Raw genomic sequence first — 19,340 nt, 5'->3', positions numbered from 1 at the left:
AAGGACTTGGAGACACTGATACGGCTCGCCGGGCTAAGGAGCCACCGAGCTTCCTGCGCTTTCAGGCCCGTGACACCGTGTTGGATGCAAGAAGCAAGCCGCACGCGATCAGCGTACCGCTGTATGGAGCGGGCCCACCTTTTAGCACCCATTAAGAATGCTTTTCTCTGATGTATCATTCGTCTTCCTCAAACGCTTGCTACTGAGCCGGCGGGAAAATTGCGTTCGTCAAACACTGGTCGAACCAGTTGACGTCGCTATCCTCAAGCGGCCAGACGCCCTCTACGTCAAGCTTTGTCAGATTCGATTTCGGTGAGAGGAGACGTTCGTCTCTTTCAGGATGGAGTTTCCACGTTGAATCTTCGTCTCTTCCGTCTCCACTGTTGCAAATGTTGCCTGACTGATCGCCGCATATAGCCGAGAGCTTCGCGACATCGCCCTTAACGGCGCTGACGCCGTGATATTCGGAAAGTGACCAAGTCGCCCAATCCGTTCTGGCACTGCATACTCGATAATTCTGTTGGACATGCATGGCGCCAAAGCATTGGTAGGAGAAGCTGGTTCCGCCACTGTCATTGGGGATAAATTCGCAATTCGTCTCGAACCCGGTGAAAGACCCACCCGTGTATTTGGCCAAAAACCGCCGTTGTGCCGCGGCTTGGGCGATCAATCCCTTGTCTGTGCGGTCTTTAAGCCGGCTGGTCCGCTCGGCAAACGCCTTTTGCAGCTCGCTGATCGGAAGGGGGGCTCCTTCAGAATTTGCACTTAAGCCGTCATCGCGCGCAGCAATCCACCGGCGTTGGCTGTCCGTCAGCATTTTTCGAATTTCAGAATCTGGCGCTGCCTTAAGGATTACGCCGTAAGCTTGGCCCATGGCGGCATCCGCCGCCTTCAGGCCGGCGTTGCCGCATATCCTTTTGTCAATAGGCGCAACCGCCTTATCGCAATTAATGGCCCAGGCCGACGATGATGCCCCCATAGTCAAAAATGCGGTCAAGGCCCCTACTATTTGCTTACGCGTACGAAAGGCGGGCTGGTGACAATGAAGCCATTTTCCCAAGATCCCCCAGAAACTACATTCTAACATAATATAATCCGTCCAATCGTCCAAATTGTCGGCTTTTATGTATCCCAGATGGGCAATCTGGTGAGGGCCCTAATAAAGATTCGAACAGATGTGCACCTTTAAAAGATAGTTAGACACTATTTAAATGACTCCTGAAAAGAAATCGGATGCGCTTGATTTGCTAAAATCGCCCCGGCGATCTTGCAGAGGCGTCTCCGTCATCGCCGCATTGGGCGACCACCGGAGGGGCTTCCCGGCCTGTCATCGTAACGCCTACTGGAAACCTTGTTGACCTCGGAGGAACTCCCGGTTTGACAGATCCTGTTGAACAGCCCTCTGATATTGCTCTTGATCATCTTGCGATGCGTCCTGCTCCATCCCGGATTGCGGTTTACCTTGCGTATATTCGCTGACCTTGTCAGCGGTGACAAAGTGAGGCACGTCGGACCCAGGTGAGAACACCTCATACAGTTGGTGCTGCGCTGCCACGCCCTGATTTTGCTCGGACACACATCCAGTCAACGTGAGCAATGCCAAAGTGATGAGTGGCGCAGAAAAGGCCAACTGCCGTATCATTTTTGCCTGTAACATTAATCCCTCACATCTTGCCACGCGGGAGCTCGGAGACGCTTTGGCAACCCGCAGATATCTGCTTGATATTGATTACTGATTTGAGCTCGCTATTGGCGTTAACGCGGACGAGCTGGTATTTTCAGCCCCTGGGACTCCGACATCGACGGCCTTTAATGGTTGAATTAAATAGGTTATCCACTTTCCGAATTTAAATTGCCTCCTTTGTGACTCCCATCCGTTGTATGATTTATGACTAGGGCAACCAGCCGATGACTTCGCGGACATATCATCCGCCGAAACAACGGCTGTTGGTGAAATCGCGCAAGGCAAGGGCAGTGTCGTCCGTGGAAGGTTCAAGCGCGAAATGGCCCACCATCTCGTCATTGCAGATATGGACGCGTTGCCGCACGGCACCTTTTGTCAGGATGCAAAGCCCACCAAAACTATGATTGCCTTCGAAGGAGCCGCTGGGCAGGTCGATCAGTTGTTCGCACCCTAGTATACGGCCGGGGCTCTTGTTTTCCGCCAGTGATTTGTTGAACGATTCCACCCGAGCTCCGGTGTCACGCATTGTGACAACGCCGCGGCACGACTTGCCTTGGCGGATTTCGCACTGCGACGCATCGGCGATGTACATGTCTTTCCTCGAGAGTAAGGAGATACGCGCCTCGTATGCGCGCGTGAGGCAAGCCTCATCCATGCAGATATCGCGAACATAGCGGTTCCAATGGCGCTGTTCAGTCAACAATGTGGGTTTACTTGAGGGTGCGGCCGCAGCCATCGCGTTGATATAGGCTTGTTGAAGTCTCGTATCGAGTTCGCCTAGCGCGCTGTTGACGCAAATCATTTTTTCAGTTGGTGTACCGGCCTTTCCGCAGGCGAAGCCTGCTGCAAAGCTAGGTGATGCCAAGATAAGGATTGCGACGGCTAACCAATAGGTGCGGCGCATGTTTCGCTCCTGAGTAATCAACATAGGCTGTGCGGGTTCCTGGCTTGTCACATCCGCTATTGAAAAAGTTTGCTCTCGAGCTCCGCTGCACGTCTAGCTGTAGCTGTGACAGAACAATCATCGGAAACGATTAGCGCAGAGGTCCCACTTGTTTTATCGGCCTCGCACTGTTTGTCGCGTTGTGCAATCCAGCCTCGTTGCTCGTCTCTCAATCTTGCAGCAGCATTTTTCTCCAATTTGGTGCGAAGGCGGCGGTAAGCGGTGTTAAGACGATCGTCCTGATATTTGTATTCTGCAGAGGCACAATTCCGCATGTCGAGGGTGACACCCTCGGAACTCTCTAGACAAGAACCGTAGGAGGGACGGATGCCGTCAGCTTTGTTGCTGACCTCGGGCGAATTTTCCGCCGCTTGGGCTTGGGTAGCTGTCACCTTTTCATAGGCCCGTCTGTACACGCGCGAAAAGCTTACGTTTATGCCTCCGCACATATGGTTGTCTCCTACAACAAGATATCGTCCAAGCTGGTTCATTTTTACCTGGCATATTCCCGGGCCCACCTTTTCCTGGTAGGCAAGCAGTTTGCCCATATTTCCCTTGAAGTCCCACTCAAAGCCAAACTTCGCTAGCGGCTTGGTACTGTCTATAACGGCGGCAAACTGACCTCCTTCGTCTCCGCTTCCAAGCTGCAAAGTCGTTGTTGCATCAACGCGAACTTTATCTCCTTGCTGTTTGGCGATAATTTTTGTTTCGTCGTCCCCCCAAATGCCAACCCAGTCAGCTCGGGGTGATTGCTTAGACAGGCGCTCTAGTGGCAGCCAACCGGCCGTTGTATCCGTGTCATGTGGTTTCGCTGCGTTAAGATATTCAGCACATCCCCTATTACCGTCGATTCTTGTAACGACCACTTGATCGCCAGGCAGCACGAAGGCCCCCTTACTGCAAAAAAGGGATCGCTCAGGGCACTGGAACTCGACCTTATCACCGGGCTGAACTTCATAGAGCTGCGCGGAGAGCGGGTCGTCATCTAGAGCGTTGAATCCGAAGCAATCGCTTTTTCCGTCGGCGGCTTCTGCCAGAACGGGAATTGATATTGCCAGGACGAAAAGAACGATACGAAAGAGTGCGCCCTGTTGGAAAGTCATGTTGGGATCCTCGTAACAAATGATCTCTGCAAGAGTTGTGAGACGCTCGCGACACATTGGTTTGGCTCGTCCGATTGACATGTTTTCCCGACCGTGGACCGAGAAAGTTTAGTGCAACTGCGCCGCCATGGTTTGAGCCTTCTCCGGTCGCAAGCCCACGCTTCGCAAACAGACCTATGTCACCCAGCTCTAACTGGCCAGCACACTCGAGCTTTTTTGGAAATATAGACACATGTGCACTTTTCGCGGACTCCAAGGCGTTGGCTCTCCAGCCGGCATTTGATACGCACCGGTCCCAGTCCCGGTGCGTCTGGAGTTTGATGCTATCGTTAGGCTGTGCACCGGTGCGAACTGAGAGAAGGGTACTCAGTATGAACGTCTTCCAGAGCTGCACCGTCGTGTGGTGAGGATGTTCGTGCGAAAGGCCCACCCCAGTTGCACGGAGCACTTCACACTGGGCGAGTGCGGGCCGAAACCGACCGCCCTTTACCCGGTTCCACCGTTCAACCGGAGCGTCACCGCACCCGACTTGAACAAAATTTCTGCGATCTCATTGAAGCGTATCGGCCCGTGGGACAGGGTGGCAGCCGTACTGAGGAGCTCACTCCGAAGCCGGGTCAGCCTTAGTGGAAATCAACATACTCACCGATGAGGAAGCTAATGAAGACTGTGGTGATAATGATAGCCTTGCTGCTTGGCGAAACAACGCTTGTACAGGCAGCCTCATGCGAAGGTAATTTTACGGTATCGGGTGTGCCTATGCTCACCGCGCTCAGCTACCGCTCATGGGAAGACTATCCAAAAGCAAGCGCGCCAGTGATTTTGAAGAGATTGGCACAGGGTGTAGCGGCGGAGGGCTTTTCGGGCATCAGGACCAATAAAGAACTCTCGTCGATCGACGCATTTCAGGAAACAAGTGGCAGTGGTAGAGTTCAAACGCTCCGCGTCGTCGCACGCCAAAAAGGCTCAGGTGTCAGGGTAGATGTCGTGTTTGACATCCAGGCCGGCCAGCTCACCAGTAAGGATGTTGTCCGCAAAGGAATTTGTAAAATCATTAGTGCTGCGCGGTGAGTGAGTGCGTGCCTTTAGGATGTTTGGGCAAATTCGGTTCGGCTATTTGTTTTTTGAGCTATTTGGCCCTCGGTCAAATCAGCCGTCGGCTCTTGATCGGCGGCATTCTTCAATATCTCGAAGATCATTGTCGGATTTGTCGCCAAAGAGACTGGACTTGTCCTCGCCACGACCCTTAGATTAAACGTACTGAATAAGGCGAGAGCGGTGTGACCTGCGGGTTCGGACTTGCATAGAGACAAGGGGCCGTCGCGATGGCCCCTTGAAACCTTTGCGATAGCGTCAGACCGGACTTTTGATTTTGACGTCGTCCAGGCCTTTAACTTTGTAGATCACGAAGGAGAGGATCCAGGCGAGAAGGAAGACGCCGATGATCACGAACCCGAGATTGTTGAAGTTATCGTTCAATCCGCCGACGATGTCCCAGAGGCCACCTTCCAACCCCAACTTGTCACTGATCAATCCGAGGGCCTCGATACCGCCGATGAGCACGGCTACGACGATCGAAACCAGTGTGATCGTCATGTTGTAGTAAAGTTTTCGCATCGGCTTGACGAAGGCCCAATCATAGGCGCCGAGCATCATCACGCCGTCAGTTGTGTCGATCAAGGACATACCGGCAGCAAACAGCACCGGGAAGACCATGATCGCCTCGACCGGAACGCCTCTGGCCACTTGTGTCGCTGACACGCCAAACATAGCGACCTCGGTCGCCGTATCGAAGCCAAGGCCGAATAGAAAACCAAGGGGAAACATATGCCAACTCTTGGTGACCAGTTTGAACATCGGGCGCAATACGCGCGCGAGAAAGCCTCGATTGTTGAGGAGAAGGTCAAGATCCTCCTCGACATAGGTGCCCCCTGCCCGCACGCGGCGGTAGCTCTGATAGATCGCCACGAAGATCACGATGTTCATCGTAGCGATGATCAGCAAAAACAATGCCGAAATGCTCGTGCTGATCGTGCCGCCAATACCCTCGAGGCTCTGGAACCCACCAAGCAGCGAGGATGCCGCCACCACAGCTCCAGCAACCAGCACGACCACCGTCGAATGCCCGATTGCGAAAAAGAAGCCGACGGAAACCGGCCGCTGTTTCATTTGCATGAGCTTTCGGGTGACATTGTCAATGGCGGCTATATGGTCGGCATCAACGGCATGGCGAAGGCCGAGCCCGTAGATTACGAGTGCCACGCCGAGTAGCGCAGGCTCGTCCCAGAAGGCGACAAGCGCCCATAGCCAGGCTCCAAAATTTAGAACGGCAAGAATCGTATAGATCGTCACGAGACGTGCCTTGAGTTCAGGGGTGCTCTCGTCGAAAAGTCTGGTGATATTGGTCAACATGGGAAGTCCTTTGTGTGACGTCTGCTGTCATGGCAAAGGTGACGGAAATCCGCCGCGTCGAGACACCCCGCCCCACGCTTATGCCAATGACATCCGATGATGGCAGGTCTCCTGACTTGCGGGTCGTTGCCGCATCCGCCTTCCCAGTCCCCCATGTGGACCAGTGGCATCTTGGATGAAGCTCGTCGCTTACAGTTGCGGGGACAGTCCCGGTTTTGGCCCCTGATGGGTAATCCGCACCGTGTTCCCTTTTGATCCCATACGGGAACCATCGCGGAGACTATTACGAATGCGAGGTGGCCACGTCAATCAGTGCAGCATGCTGCGGGCCGAAATTCGGACGAGCTTGATGACTTGGCATTTCTGCTGCCATCCAGTAAAGGCGTCTTCACCGATTCAGAGCGTGCACTATCGCCCACAAAGCGTCTGCGCCGGATTAGTGTTCCACCGACAAGGTAGCCAGATGAAGCTCATCCGCAGCATCATTATTATGATTTTCGTGGCAGTCATCTGGGCTGGGGCATTAGCCGCGGCCGGTTTGTGGATTGCTCGCCTCATAACATAGACAGCACGCAGGCGTTAGGGCCGTGGTAGCGTTTCCACCCGTCTGACGTTAGTCATAAATGGGAGGCGTCCGCTCCGGCCCATTCTCATTCGGCGCATTCGCCTCTATCTTGCTCGCGCACGCGCTTACGCGGCGATTGCTCTCAAAGCTGCTTCGAGGGGACTAGGATGGAAGCGACAGGCGTTCTGGCTGCCGGGGAAACAACAGCCGCCATGGCCTATATCAAGGGTCGAAGGGGCGTATCACCACGCCAGATGAAATTGATCCTGCTAGTCTGTATGTTGGCGATCGGCATCCCTGTGGGAGGATGGGTGTCGGGGTCATGGTTCGCAGCCACGATTTCAATCGAGTTCGCTTTCGTTGGCGTTTGGGTGGGATTGCTGGCAATCCAAAGACTGGCCGGCTCTTCAATGCGGAAAGCTCTTGCGAAGCGAGGTCAAGCATATGAGCAGCCGCTTTCGCTTCGCTTAACTCCTGAGGCGCTAGTCTATGATCTGGGCGACCTGACGATGACCGCCAATTGGCGTTGCGTCACGGATCTCTTTCAAACCCGCAAATACTGGGTGTTTCTGGTTCAAAGCAGCGCTATGGTCCTTCCTCGGCGCTTTTTTACAACCGCCGAAGCCGAACACAATTTTATTGCCGAGGCCATGTCACTGATGACGGACGCGGCGCGTGCGAGAAGCCTGGATGCGGCAAGGCTGATCGGCGGTCAGCGTTGATGCCAAAATTTTGACTTTTGCATCAGGAACGACTGGGGTTGGGCGGGAGCTGCCGAAAGCGGCTCCTTGGAAACCCGCGTTTTCATGTTCTCGCGGCTGCGCTCGACGGCACTAACGATGGCTGCGTGGTTTAAAGACTCAAATGTGCCATCGGTCCGACCTTCGCCTAACACTTGCTGATTCCGTCGCCGTGAGCGGACTCGAACTAACGACCAGTAGTTTCTGATATGATGTCCCCGCCCTCGGGAGAATGATTGAATCTTGTTCAGTTCGAGCTATTGCCAGCCAGAGCTCTTGCTGTTTACTACTGCTGCGCAATCAGAAGACGTCGCATACTGAAAATGAGGACTTGATGGCAACCGGTACTGTAAAATTCTTTGCCCAAGATAAGGGCTTCGGCTTCATCACCCCTGACAATGGTGGTCCGGACGTATTTGTCCACATTTCAGCCGTTGGATTTGGCGGTGCTTTGCAGGATGGCCAGAAAGTTAGCTACGACGTCGGCCAAGATCGCAAGACTGGCAAGTCTAAGGCAGAAAACGTAACTGTCCTGTAATTGCCTTTCCGGCATCGAATATGCGCGACGCGACCGAAGTGATCGACGTCATTCCGGTCGCGTCGCGTGCCTTTCGATCTTACGCCCCGAACAGAGACGATCGACAGGTACAGGAACGCAATGCACCGGGTAGCTGAAGAACGACGCCTCTCCGGCATGACCATCGTGGGAACCGGCAGATCCGTCCCCCGTCGCGCCGTTGCATCATCGGATCTCGATAACCTGCATGGCTTCCCCGGCGGTTATCTGCAGTCCGTGACCGGTGTGCATACGCGCTATGTCTGTGATGACGAGAACCAGATCGATCTCGCCTGTGATGCCGCACGCAAGGCGCTCGATGCGGCTGGCCTGCGACCGCAGGATCTCGACATGATCATCAGTGCTTCGGCGGTCGCCTATCAGCCAATTCCGGGCATGGCGCCGGCCATCCAGAGGGCGCTGGGCATCGCGGACGGCGCCTGTTTTTCCACTGACATCAACAGCACATGCCTGAGTTTTCCGGTGGCGCTGCATTTTGCATCGAGTCTGCTGCAAACCGGCAATCACCGCACTATCCTGATAGTTTCGTCGGAAATCGCCTCGCGCGCCCTGCCTTGGAAAGCCCAGCCCGCCGTCGCCGGTCTTTTCGGGGATGGCGCAGGTGCCGCCATTATCCGCGCGGATGATCGCTCCGGCATTCTGGCCTCCCGTTTCACCACCCTGTCATCCGGTTACGACGCCTGCCAGATCGGTGCCGGCGGCACCCGCTTCGATTTCCACCGCGAGCCGGAAGAGTTTACCGCCCACAGCACCTTCTCGATGGATGGCAAGGAACTGTTTCGCCTCACTGCCCGCGATTTCGCGGCTTTTGTCAGTGCGCTTCTTGCTGCGGCCAATACCCGGCATAACGAGATCGCGCGCGTCATCGCCCATCAAGCCAGCCCGGGCGCCCTCGCCCACATGACGCGGATCTGCAATTTCGCCCCCGGACAGGTGATCGATATTTCCGCGCAGTTCGGCAACCAGATCGCCGCCTCCATTCCCTTTGTCCTCGATTATGGCGTCGAACACCAGCTGATTCACAGGGGAGACCGGATCATGATCCTTGGCACATCCGCCGGCGTCTCCTTTGGCGGGCTAGTCGTGGATTTATGATCGATGGCCCGTTATCTGGTGACCGGAGCGACAGGTTTTCTCGGTGGCGAGCTGGTTCGCCGGCTGCGTGAGGAAGGGTGCGACATCATCGCCACGGGTCGTGATGAAGGAAAGCTGAGCGCGCTGCCCATATCCGACAAAAACAGACTGGCGCTGGACCTGAGCATGCTCGAACCGGCGGATTTGCGCTGGCAGCTCGATGGCGTGACGCATATCGTTCATTGTGCGGCGCTGTCATCACCCTGGGGGCTCAGGGCGGATTTCGAACGGGCGAATATCGTCGCGACGGACAAGGTCATTGCGCTCGCCGGGATGTTACAAGTGCAACACCTCATCCATATCTCTACGCCGGCTGTCTATTTCCGCTTTCAGGACCAGCTGAATATCGCCGAAGATGCCACCTTGCCCAAGCCGGTCAGCGACTATGCGCGCACCAAGGCGATTGCCGACGGGCGCGTGTTGACCAGCGGCCTGCCCCATACGATTATCCGACCACGCGGCATCTATGGAGTCAGGGATACCGCCTTGCTGCCAAGGCTGATCCGGGCGGCAAGAACGGGTACCCTGCCACGGTTTCGCGGCGGCAGGGCCGTGACCGACATCACTCATGTCGCGGATGTCGTCGAGGCCATTCTGAGCGTGATCCGGCAACCAGCGCAGGCGATCGGGCGGGTGTTCAACATATCGGGCGGCGAAGCCTTGCCGATTCGACAGATCGTCGACCAAGCGACGACGGCGGTTGGAATCACCCCGCGCTGGCGCGATCTTCCGGTCATGCCGGTGCTGGCGGCGGTGCGGGTCGCTGAACTTGCAGCCCGGCTTCACCCGGCGAGGCCCGAGCCGCTCGTCACCGCCTATGGTCTTGGCATATTCGCGTATTCCCAGACGCTCGATCTCTCCAATGCCCGCCGGCATCTGCAATGGCGCCCAAGAATTTCTTTTGCGGAAGGCCTGTTGCGTACGTTCGACACCGGTCGGCGGGGTGCGGAATGATGGTGACAGAACCGCGCTTTTTCAGCTCTTCAATTCTTCCCGTCCGCGAATGGCTTCTGCTCAGACGCGGCAGTTTCAATAAACTGCCGCTGCGCGTGCGTGTCGGGTATTTTCACCATCCGCACCTGGGCCACTCGCTGATCGACACCGGTTATTGCAATGTCGACACGTTGCGAAAACTGAAACAGGGGCCGCTATTGGCCGCCTATCGGCTGCTCATGCGGCCAACCACGTTACGTGACGATCCGCTGAGTGCCGGACTGAGCCTGCTTGATCTGTGCAAGCAGGACATACAAACAGTCATTCTCACCCATTTTCATGCCGACCACATCGGCGGCCTGAGAGACCTGCCGGATGTGCAGATTCTATGCTCGCGAAAAGCCTGGGAGACCTTTCGCAACAAAAGCGCCACGAAAAACGCGATGACCGGCGTCTTCGGTGGGCTTTTGCCCGACGGCATAGAAAAACGGCTGCGCTTTTTCGAGGATTTTCGCACTGCTCCGGCGCCGAACAGGCTCGAACCGGGTCGGGATATCGCTGCAGACGGTTCCGTTCTTGTCATCGATCTGCCCGGTCATCTCGATGGCCACGTGGGCCTTTGTTTTCCGGACCTGCCAACGCCTCTACTCTATGCCACGGATACCCAATGGCTGATCAGGGCGATCACCGAGGACAGGCTGCCGGGCTTTCCGGCCAGTCTCGTCTGCCACGATCGCCGGGCCATGTTGTCGAGCGTCGCAAAGGTCAGATCCTTTTTCGAACAGGGCGGCGAGATCATGCTTTGCCATGATCCGGTGGCGCACCGGCTCGACCTGGATATCGGTCTGGAGCGAGCCTCTTGAGCCTTCTGACTGCCCTTAAATCCTATCTACGCATCCGCACCCTGCCTTACCGGATGCCTGACCGCGCCCATCTGCTGGCATGGCAGTCGGCAAAACTCTCCGCATGGCTGCAAAACGACGTTCCGAAGGTCGCGGCGTTCAGCGCAAGGGCCGGCCGCAAAACCGTGATCGACGATCTGTCAATCATGGACAAATCCAAGCTGATGGCCGATTTCTCCCGTTTCAACGTTCCGGCCATCACCAATGCGCAGGGGTGGCGCGCATTTGAAGGGGAAAAACGCATCGGCGACTATATCGTCGGCGCCAGTACCGGCACGAGCGGCAATCGCGGTCTGTTCGTCATCTCGCAGGCCGAACGGTTTGCATGGTTGGGCGCCATGCTGGCAAAGGCGCTGCCGGATTTCTGGCGGCACAGGGATCGCGTCGCGGTGCTGCTGCCGATCGACACGCCGCTTTACGACAGCGCCAACCGGACCAGAAACCTGACGCTGCAATTCTTTAACCTGAGCACCCCGCTTGAGGAATTTTCCGCCGCGTTGTCGGCCTTCGATCCGACCATCGTGATCGCGCCGCCGCGCATCCTGTCCCGGCTCGCCGGGATGCCTGGCCGCCTGTCGCCGAGGCGGGTATTTTCCGCTGCCGAAAAGCTGGAAGCTGCCGACCGCTTGATCATCGAAGCCGGGTTCGGTCTGCGCCTTGGCGAAATCTATATGGCGACCGAGGGCCTGCTGGGCGTGACCTGCGCCCATGGTCGCCTGCATCTGGCAGAAGACTGCATGCATTTTGCCTTCGAGGAGGCGGGCAACGGGCTGGTGAGGCCGATCCTTTCCGATTTCAGCCGCAGCACGCAGATCATGGCACGCTACCGGTTGAACGACCTGTTGCGTCTGGATGACAGGACTTGCCCCTGCGGCTCTCCCCTTCAGGTGGTGCGGGAAATCGTCGGCCGCGAGGACGACGTGTTTCTGCTTTCGTCGCCGAATGGCGGCATTGTCGAACTGACGCCGGATATTCTGCGCAACGTCATTGTCGACACCGATCGCGGCATCATGGACTTCGCCCTTGTTCAGACCGACGCGGCGGCGCTGGAATTGCAACTGCCTGCCGATTGCCCTGCGCCGGTCCGCCGTGCCGTGCGGGCGAACCTGACGGCGGTTCTGGAAAGCCATGGCGTTTCGCCGGATTGTCACGTGGAGAGCGTGGATCTGGCCATACATTCGAAAGGCAAGCTCAGGCGCATAAGACGCGCATGGCAGTCGACCGGCGGACAATGAACGCCGGCTGTTTCAACTCAGAACGACAGATGTCGATACAGCGGGGCTATGGTGGGTTTCTTCGAGAATTTAAACTTTTCGTCGGCGAACGAGGATGGCGAAAGCGAGCTTGCGGCGCTTGCGGGAGCCAAACGGATCGTCTGCCTGACCGGCTCCGGAACCCGACCGCTGGACATGCTTCTGTCGGATGCCAACGAGGTTATCGCACTCGATGTAAACCCGACGCAGAACGCGCTTCTGGCGCTGAAAATTGCGGCCATGGACATGTTGGATCGCGATGCGTTTCTGGCCTTTATCGGCATTGCCGAAAGCCGGTCCCGCGCCGAGGTCTACCAGCGCATTCGCCCGCGCCTGTCGCCGACGGTGCAGGATCACTGGGACAAGCATCTTGGCATGATCGAGGCCGGCGTCTGGCATGCCGGCAAATGGGAAAAGCTGCTGCTCTGGAACGCGCGGTTTCTGAAACTCTTCCGCGGCAGGCATATCAATGCTCTGCTGGCAGCGCCCGACATTCAGGTGCAGGCGCGGATCTGGGAGGATAAATTCGCCCATAGCGCGCTCAGAACAGCCATCGAAATGATCGGCCGCGACTGGGTCTGGCGTTGGGTGATGCGTGAGCCGGCCGGCGAGTTCCTGCCCAAACCGCAGGAAGTCGGCAAACGGCTGGATGACGATTTCGAAGCGGCGGCGCGAACTTTCCTGTTTCGCGACAGCGATTTCGCCATGCTGGTGTTTCGCGGAAGGCATGATGCGCAGGGCGCGCTACCCTTCCATCTGCAGCGGCAGAACTATGATCTGGTCAAGAGCCGGTTGGAGCGGCTGCGCATCGTTGAAGGCGGCATCACCGACCTGCCACGGCTTGAACTGGGCGAGATCGAAGGATTTTCGCTCTCCGATTTCGGCTCCTATTGCGGCCAAGAGTTTTATGCCGCCTGCTGGAAGGGCATTGTGGCTGTCGCTGCTGCCGACGCGAAATTCTGCGAGCGCATCTTCATGAACGATATGATCGTGCCCCTTGATACCGTCGAGGTGGATGAGGCGCTGTCAGAAAAACTGTCGACTTCGGACAAGGCGATCATCTACCGCGTCCGCGCCGGGGTTATCCGTCAGGCAGCCCATGGCTGACCGATACCGGCACCGGATCGTCGAGGACTTTACCCATGCTTTCATACGCGATGGTTCCTCGACCTATATCCGCAACCTGCAGACGGAGGTGGGCGTGCAGCGATGGGGTGACCACCTACTGCCGATCACCATCAACCACGGTGAAAAGGCTGCGACCTTCGTCTGTTCGCCATGGGTCGGTTATGTCGATTACACGCGTGAAGAGCTTTCCCGCTTTCCGAACCGGGCATTGGTGCCCGCCCTGCATGCCGTCGTCAGCGGCGTCGCGGGGATCTTGCGTTTGGCCGATCTCGACCGCATCGTCCACATCAACAACTGGATGATGTCGACCAATCTTCTGGCCGCCATCGATGCCGGTCTGGTGGCAGAGCAGACCGAGGAATTCACGGCGCGTTTTCCCTGTCATATCTTGGCGATGCGCTCCCTCAACTGGCGGCAAAACAGCAGGCTGATGGTCGCGCTGCAGGCCGCCGGCTGGGTGCTTTTGCCGAGCAGGCAGCTGTTTCTGGTGGATGATATCGCCAGCCAGATGACAAGGCGCCGTGACCTGAAAAGGGACGAGGCTCTCTGGCGCAATACGCCCTATCGCTACGAAGAATTGCAGACGATCAGCCGGCCGGATGCCCAACGCATCGCAGCGCTTTACGCCATGCTTTATCTCGACAAATATTCCCGGCTGAACCCGATCTACACACCCGATTTCGTCATCATGACACATGCGATCGGCATGATCCGCTACATGGTGCTGCGGGATGCGGATGGCGTGATCCAGAGTTTTGGCGGCATACACCATTTCGCAGATTACGCCACCATGCCGCTGATGGGCTACAATACCGGCATCGACCAACGTGAGGGCCTTTATCGGCTGGGTTTCCACGCCGGAAGCCGGTTTGCTGCCGACAACAATCTCGCATTCAACATGTCCTCGGGTGCTTCCAGCTTCAAGCTTGCCCGCGGCGCAACCGCCGAGATGGAATTTTCGGCGTTCCACGTTCGCCATCTCCCAGCGAAGCGCCGCGTGCCGATTGATCTTTTGCAAGTTGTCGCACGCAGGATCGGCATGCCGATCTTACAGCGATACAAATTGTAGTACCGACCACAGTCGTGAGCATCTGGCAAAAAAACTGCTTGTATGCCATGCGGCCGATTGAGGAGCATGTAAATTACTCCCGCTCTCGACCGTAAGGTCTTGAGGGGAATCGAACCCGAGCTATGAAATGGCTAAAGGGATTGCAAGTGCTGTGACTTGTCAGGCGAATGGCTTACTGTAGCGTGACGCAGCTGTTCGATATGAGAGGATTAAAAAAGTGGCCGAAGATGCGGGCGTGATAGCTGTGGACCACACGGGGTTCTCGGTCGCCTCGTTGGAGGAGGCGATCCAGTTCTGGACTGAGGCGATGGGTTTCGACCTTGCTCGGCGAGGAGAGATGGGTGGAGAGTTCCTACGGGAGGCCACGGGGGTTGACGACCCCCGTTGCCGAATGGCGCTGGTGACGGCTCCAAATGGCTACCCTATCGAGCTTCTCGAGTATTCGACAGGTCGTACGCTGGGCCAGACACCTCGTAGCGCGGGTGCAATCGGCGCCGCGCACATCGCCTTCACGGTTACGGATATCCGCACGGCCATCGCGAGGGTTGAGACGGCGGGGTGGGCAGTGAAGGGTTCGCCGCAGCCGATACCAGCCGGCCCCCGATGCGGAACAATGGTCGCGTACATCTCCGGCCCGGATGGCATCACTATAGAGCTGATGCAGCCGCCTGTTGAACATTCCCGCGTCGTGTAACGCCCCTTCGGTCCGGGAAAGCTGAACCTAGTGAGGGTTTTCCGTTCCATTGCTACTAGCTCTCTACGCCTACTGGGTTTTTCGCGGCAAGATCGATCCTGACGAAGCATACCACGAATGGTGCCCTCGCGTTCAAAGCGACTATTATGGTTCGTCGGCATCTGGCTGGCGAGCTTGCACTTTCTCAGTGTTCCCTCACTCGCGATCAGATTAATGATCTCGGGAGAAGGCGTTATACACGCCTTGAACCAGTCCGAACCACCGACCCGTCAATTCTGAGCACCGAGAACAAGGCTAGCGAGTTGGTAGTTTCATACGCAGCTCAGCAGGGCGTCGCTTTAATTACCGGTTCGCGGGTGTCGGAAGTTCTGCCAACACGACCGCTTGCAGTAAAATCTATAAAGCGGCGGACCGCAGCAACGACCCGCTCGTCGACCAGAATGGCAGCTGACCCATTTTTCGCTTCTTTCTATGTGATACATGACATCGCGATCCGATGACGCGAACCCAGACCAGGTAAGCTGCACAATTTGCGCGCACTCACATTGCTTGCTTCCCTTAAACGCATATCGCCCCGCCCGCCCATCGCTTGCGCTAATTCGTGAGCAATGCCTGAATTAGAGAATACGTTGCCTTCACGCGAGCTTCGTTCGGGTAATTTTTGTTTGCGAGGACGACAACACCTATCCCTTCGCCCGGCAACATAGCGATGTAGCCGCCAAACCCGTTCGTTGAGCCGGTCTTGTTCAGGATCACATTCCTCTGGGGAGGAAGCGCTGGACTGATACCTTCAACCGGCTGCGGCTTCATAATAAAATCGGAGCCATTGCCGGACGTCATGGCCTGCAGATCGGCGGGCCATGGGTATTGCTCCCAGATCATATCTTGGGTGAAAAAGGCAGTTTTGTAATGGCCCTCCTGGGTTCGCTTGATGGCTTTGCGGAGGTCTTCGGGGGCATTACCCTGTCCCAACTCCACGTCAAGAACTGTGAGCATATCCCGGACACTCGACTTCACGCCGTAAGCCTCGGAGTCCAAGACTCCAGGGTTTACCCGGATTGGTGCATTGGTCTTTCGGTCATAGCCGAAAGCGTACAGGTTCAAGTCACTCTTCGGGACGTCTATCCACGTATGATGTAACCCGAATGCGGGGAATAACATGTCTTGTAAGGACAGCTTGTAATTGGAGCCCATAGCTTTGCCGGATATATAGCCGAGCATCCCAATGCTGATGTTAGAATAGCTTCGTGCTCCCGGTTGTGGCGGATGCCAACCCTTCAGCCAATTCACCAACCCATCGACATCCGGTAGATTGTCCGGCACCTGCAATGGCAGACCGCCCGAATGGTGTGTTGCCAAATCCATGAGTGTAAGCTTGTCACCAATTGAACATGCGTCGTCACAGAGATGGTGTGCCGCCGTGTCACTGAGGCTGAGCTTCCCGCGTTCTTCAGCCAGTGCTGCAAGCGTCACATTGAAAATTTTGCTCATCGAGCCAAGTTCGAATAGCGTATCTGGCGTAGCGGGATGGTTGTCGGCACGCGAAGCCAACCCGACCGCATAAAACTCATGTTTCTCGTTCCGGGTAACTCCGACCACAAGTCCCGGAATGTCGTATTGCTTTACCAACGGTTCGAACGCAGCTTGCGCCACTTTAGCAAACCCGTCGGCCTTCGCAATCGAGCCGACTGAGGCGAGTAGAGCGATAGAGAACACAACCAAGTACGAACATTTATTCATTCTATGCTCCACATCAACATCCCGAGTGGGACTCGCGGGGATCTCTCATCCTTAAGGCAAAGGTGTGACGATGTCCGATGCTGTCGCACTTCTACCCTCTCTGCTGCATCAATCGTCTTTGAAAAGACCAACGCAGATGGTCTAGGTGCGAGGCAGACAGCGCTCTGACGTCCTTTATCGCTTTTTTGGGCACGATAAATCGAACGCTCTCAAGCACGTTCAGCCAGGATGATCGCGTATGGGTGGAGACGGGGCTAAAGTATGTCGATGATCAAGCTCTGGTGCGTGGGTTGGATACCCCATTCCAGATCATGCAGACTTTAGGCTTGGGCAGGCTTTCACTACGACCGGTGGCATTTCCAATCGCGCAATGTGGCCTGTCCTTTAAAGCCTCTTGAGCGCGTTCCATTCCTCCTTGGTCTGTGTTTTAACGTCGAACTGATCACGCGTCCGGGCGTAAGTGTGCCCACCCATCCTTCCCACGGCATCCATCAGCTGCTGATCGATGTGAAGATTTGACGGATTAACGGCGTCGCTGCGGATATGAACTCCAAGCACCTCGCCAAGGATGATCTCGCGGGCGGGGCCGACCTGCAACGTCGTATGCCGACGGCATTCCAGTGCTGCAGGGGCTGCTAGGATGCGCGGGCTTCGGACCATTTGCCCCGGTGCCGTGGCCAATTCTGCTTCCGACATCTCGTCGACCTCTGGTCCGAACTTGATGGCACAAACCTCCATCTGGGCGACCAAGGCGTCGTCGACGATATGAACGGTGAATTCCCCGGTCTCGCGAATATTACGCGCCGTGTCCTTGAAACTCATGTCGGAATAGTTCTCGACGCCGATGGCGACGATCGCAGGATCGTGGGTCAGCACATTGAAGAAGCTGAACGGTCCGGCATTGGGCCGACCGTCTTTGCTCAATGTCGTGACCAACGCGATCGGGCGCGGAATGACCGTCCCGATCAGGAGCTTGTATCGTTCCCGCTCGGTGAGTTTTGCGAAGTCGAAATGCGTGTGTTCCATGGGTCTGCTCATTCAAGCCTCGGCGGCAATGCGGTGCGTTTCAAGTGGGGTGTGGCGGCTGAGGTTCTCAAAACCGTCTTTGGTGACGGCATACATGTCGCCGATATTGCAGCCTGCCGACAGGGGTTCGAGCCACTGGGTGTGGAGCACGAAGACCATGCCCTCCTCGAGACGATCGTAGTTATGCGAAGAGATGTTGAAGCTGTTCTGGCCGCCGGCCATGCCGACGGAGTGACCGAGGTTCGGATTGTGCGGGCCTTCGGTTGCTGGATAGACATGCATGAGCTTGCGGCCCTGTGCCTCCCAGTCGAGATCCTTGACGTACTGGCTCGGGATCAGACGCGCACCACCGTCGGGCATCGGCGACCAGTTGTAAGGCATCGTGCGCGCTTCTGGAGACGTCAGCATGCCACGCTCGATCATCGGCTCGAAGGCGGCGTTATTGATGTCGCGCATCAGCGCACCGGGCCTGATCAGCTTTTCGGCGCGCTTGACTCCCTCGGTGCAGGCGGAGAGAACGTCCTCCTGCTTCTGCGTGGTGTTACCGACGGCGATCATGCGGGCGGTCTGGGCGGTATAGCCGCGGTAGGTGACGTTTGAGATATAGAGATTGATCAGATCGCCGGGACGGACGATATGGCCATAGGGCTTGCCGCAATGGGTACCGAACTCGTTGATGCCGATCTGGTAGCCGTCGCCCGTCTCGCCGCCGAGGGCAAGCTGGGCATAGCTGAAGGCGGCGTAGATTTCATGATCGGTGACACCGGGTCTGGCGACATGATAGGCGGCCTGGGTGCCGATGCTGATCAGTTGCGCGGCGGCGCGGAACATCTCGATCTCACGCGGCGACCTGACCTTCTGCATGCGGTCGAGGACGCCGTTGTCGGCGACGAACTTGCATCTGGGAAGCTGTTCGTCGAGCGCTGCCCAAAATGTCATTGACGTCCGATCGCCGATTCTGCCGATCTGCCCCTTGGCACATCCGACCCTCGCCAGCACCTCGGCGCATTTTTCCGCCGTCTTGATGACGGAGTCGCCGGGGCGATCGGCATATTCACGACCAATCGGGCCGATCTGCCAGATTTCGTCAACGAGGACCGGTTCCCCGCCGGGCGGCAAGAGGACGGACTGCGTGAAGAAGGACAGGAGCACCATGGCCTTGTCCGCATCCGTCGGAATGATCAGCACGCCCTCGCGCATCCAGTCGCAGATATAGCGGAGATAGGCATTCGAGGTGTGGAACCAGCCGACGCTGCCTGTATGGACGATGATGGCATCATGGCCTGCCTCGACGGCTTGGCGCCGGATACGGCGGAGGCGCTCCTCGAACTCCTCGACGGGAAGCGGCATCGGGCCCGAGAATTCGAAGTCCGGCTCGAACTCCGCCATCAGCGATCCGATCCGGTTGCCTGCAGTTTTGGGGCGCATGGTCATGGT

18 protein-coding genes and 1 riboswitch are annotated in these 19,340 nt (G+C 56.9%); of the genes, 10 read left to right on the top strand and 8 right to left on the bottom strand.

Annotated features, from left to right (window positions below):
- Window positions 1-199 precede the first annotated feature (199 nt).
- The 4 genes from EQW76_RS22445 to EQW76_RS22430 form a co-directional block, all read right to left on the bottom strand.
- On the bottom strand, window positions 200-997 hold the full coding sequence (locus EQW76_RS22445) for a lysozyme inhibitor LprI family protein (protein ID WP_161990983.1): 798 nt from the start codon (window positions 995-997) through the stop codon (window positions 200-202).
- A gap of 342 nt (window positions 998-1,339) precedes the next feature.
- Window positions 1,340-1,657, bottom strand: coding sequence for a hypothetical protein (locus EQW76_RS22440; RefSeq protein ID WP_142831183.1), 318 nt, complete (start codon window positions 1,655-1,657; stop codon window positions 1,340-1,342).
- Window positions 1,658-1,925: 268 nt separating this feature from the next.
- Window positions 1,926-2,588: a lysozyme inhibitor LprI family protein gene (locus EQW76_RS22435; RefSeq protein ID WP_161990982.1), complete on the bottom strand. Its 663-nt coding sequence runs from the start codon at window positions 2,586-2,588 to the stop codon at window positions 1,926-1,928.
- A 56-nt stretch (window positions 2,589-2,644) separates the two neighbouring features.
- Window positions 2,645-3,730: a lysozyme inhibitor LprI family protein gene (locus tag EQW76_RS22430; protein ID WP_161990981.1), complete on the bottom strand. Its 1,086-nt coding sequence runs from the start codon at window positions 3,728-3,730 to the stop codon at window positions 2,645-2,647.
- Between the two features lie 660 nt (window positions 3,731-4,390).
- Here EQW76_RS22430 and EQW76_RS22425 point away from each other — a divergent pair.
- Window positions 4,391-4,801 carry a hypothetical protein gene (locus EQW76_RS22425; RefSeq protein WP_142831180.1) on the top strand — a complete coding sequence of 137 codons (411 nt, stop codon included), beginning with the start codon at window positions 4,391-4,393 and terminating at the stop codon, window positions 4,799-4,801.
- A gap of 282 nt (window positions 4,802-5,083) precedes the next feature.
- On the opposite strand, the gene EQW76_RS22420 is transcribed toward EQW76_RS22425, so the two are convergent.
- Window positions 5,084-6,142, bottom strand: a complete 1,059-nt coding sequence (locus tag EQW76_RS22420; RefSeq protein WP_142831179.1) for a HoxN/HupN/NixA family nickel/cobalt transporter — start codon at window positions 6,140-6,142, stop codon at window positions 5,084-5,086.
- Between the two features lie 83 nt (window positions 6,143-6,225).
- Window positions 6,226-6,430, bottom strand: a riboswitch (cobalamin riboswitch).
- 444 nt (window positions 6,431-6,874) lie between these two features.
- On the opposite strand from EQW76_RS22420, the gene EQW76_RS22415 reads away from it, so the two are divergent.
- The 9 genes from EQW76_RS22415 (at window position 6,875) to EQW76_RS22375 (ending at window position 15,137) form a co-directional block, all read left to right on the top strand.
- Window positions 6,875-7,429: a YcxB family protein gene (locus EQW76_RS22415; RefSeq protein ID WP_143123254.1), complete on the top strand. Its 555-nt coding sequence runs from the start codon at window positions 6,875-6,877 to the stop codon at window positions 7,427-7,429.
- A gap of 352 nt (window positions 7,430-7,781) precedes the next feature.
- Entirely contained in the window at window positions 7,782-7,985 is a 204-nt protein-coding gene (locus EQW76_RS22410; RefSeq protein ID WP_142831178.1) for a cold-shock protein, read from the top strand.
- Window positions 7,986-8,105: 120 nt separating this feature from the next.
- The gene (locus EQW76_RS22405) at window positions 8,106-9,119 is read left to right on the top strand and encodes a 3-oxoacyl-[acyl-carrier-protein] synthase III C-terminal domain-containing protein (protein ID WP_142831177.1); all 1,014 of its coding nucleotides are present in this window, start codon (window positions 8,106-8,108) and stop codon (window positions 9,117-9,119) included.
- Window positions 9,120-9,122: 3 nt separating this feature from the next.
- Entirely contained in the window at window positions 9,123-10,112 is a 990-nt protein-coding gene (locus EQW76_RS22400; protein ID WP_142831176.1) for an NAD(P)-dependent oxidoreductase, read from the top strand.
- A complete protein-coding gene (locus tag EQW76_RS22395) occupies window positions 10,109-10,954 on the top strand; it encodes an MBL fold metallo-hydrolase (protein ID WP_161990980.1) in 846 nt (281 codons plus the stop codon). Before EQW76_RS22400 ends, EQW76_RS22395 begins: the two co-directional genes overlap by 4 nt.
- The gene (locus EQW76_RS22390) at window positions 10,951-12,228 is read left to right on the top strand and encodes a CoF synthetase (protein ID WP_142831174.1); all 1,278 of its coding nucleotides are present in this window, start codon (window positions 10,951-10,953) and stop codon (window positions 12,226-12,228) included. The genes EQW76_RS22395 and EQW76_RS22390 overlap by 4 nt, the downstream gene beginning before the upstream one ends.
- A 51-nt stretch (window positions 12,229-12,279) precedes the next feature.
- Entirely contained in the window at window positions 12,280-13,353 is a 1,074-nt protein-coding gene (locus tag EQW76_RS22385) for a DUF3419 family protein (protein WP_161991117.1), read from the top strand.
- Window positions 13,346-14,443, top strand: a complete 1,098-nt coding sequence (locus EQW76_RS22380) for a hypothetical protein (protein WP_142831172.1) — start codon at window positions 13,346-13,348, stop codon at window positions 14,441-14,443. The genes EQW76_RS22385 and EQW76_RS22380 overlap by 8 nt, the downstream gene beginning before the upstream one ends.
- Before the next feature lie 235 nt (window positions 14,444-14,678).
- Window positions 14,679-15,137, top strand: coding sequence for a VOC family protein (locus tag EQW76_RS22375; protein WP_162854778.1), 459 nt, complete (start codon window positions 14,679-14,681; stop codon window positions 15,135-15,137).
- A 594-nt stretch (window positions 15,138-15,731) separates the two neighbouring features.
- Here the strand turns inward: EQW76_RS22375 and ampC are convergent.
- The 3 genes from ampC to EQW76_RS22355 form a co-directional block, all read right to left on the bottom strand.
- A complete protein-coding gene (gene ampC / locus EQW76_RS22365; protein WP_142831169.1) occupies window positions 15,732-16,877 on the bottom strand; it encodes a class C beta-lactamase in 1,146 nt (381 codons plus the stop codon).
- 384 nt (window positions 16,878-17,261) lie between these two features.
- A complete protein-coding gene (locus EQW76_RS22360) occupies window positions 17,262-17,915 on the bottom strand; it encodes a flavin reductase family protein (RefSeq protein WP_142831168.1) in 654 nt (217 codons plus the stop codon).
- On the bottom strand, window positions 17,916-19,337 hold the full coding sequence (locus tag EQW76_RS22355) for a Xaa-Pro peptidase family protein (protein WP_142831167.1): 1,422 nt from the start codon (window positions 19,335-19,337) through the stop codon (window positions 17,916-17,918). It abuts the gene before it with no gap.
- Window positions 19,338-19,340 lie beyond the last annotated feature (3 nt).

The organism is Rhizobium sp. rho-13.1 (assembly GCF_007000305.1).
Lineage (GTDB): Bacteria > Pseudomonadota > Alphaproteobacteria > Rhizobiales > Rhizobiaceae > Rhizobium > Rhizobium rhododendri.
Note: the sequence above shows the minus strand (reverse complement) of the source record. Positions and strands in the feature narration are given on the sequence as shown.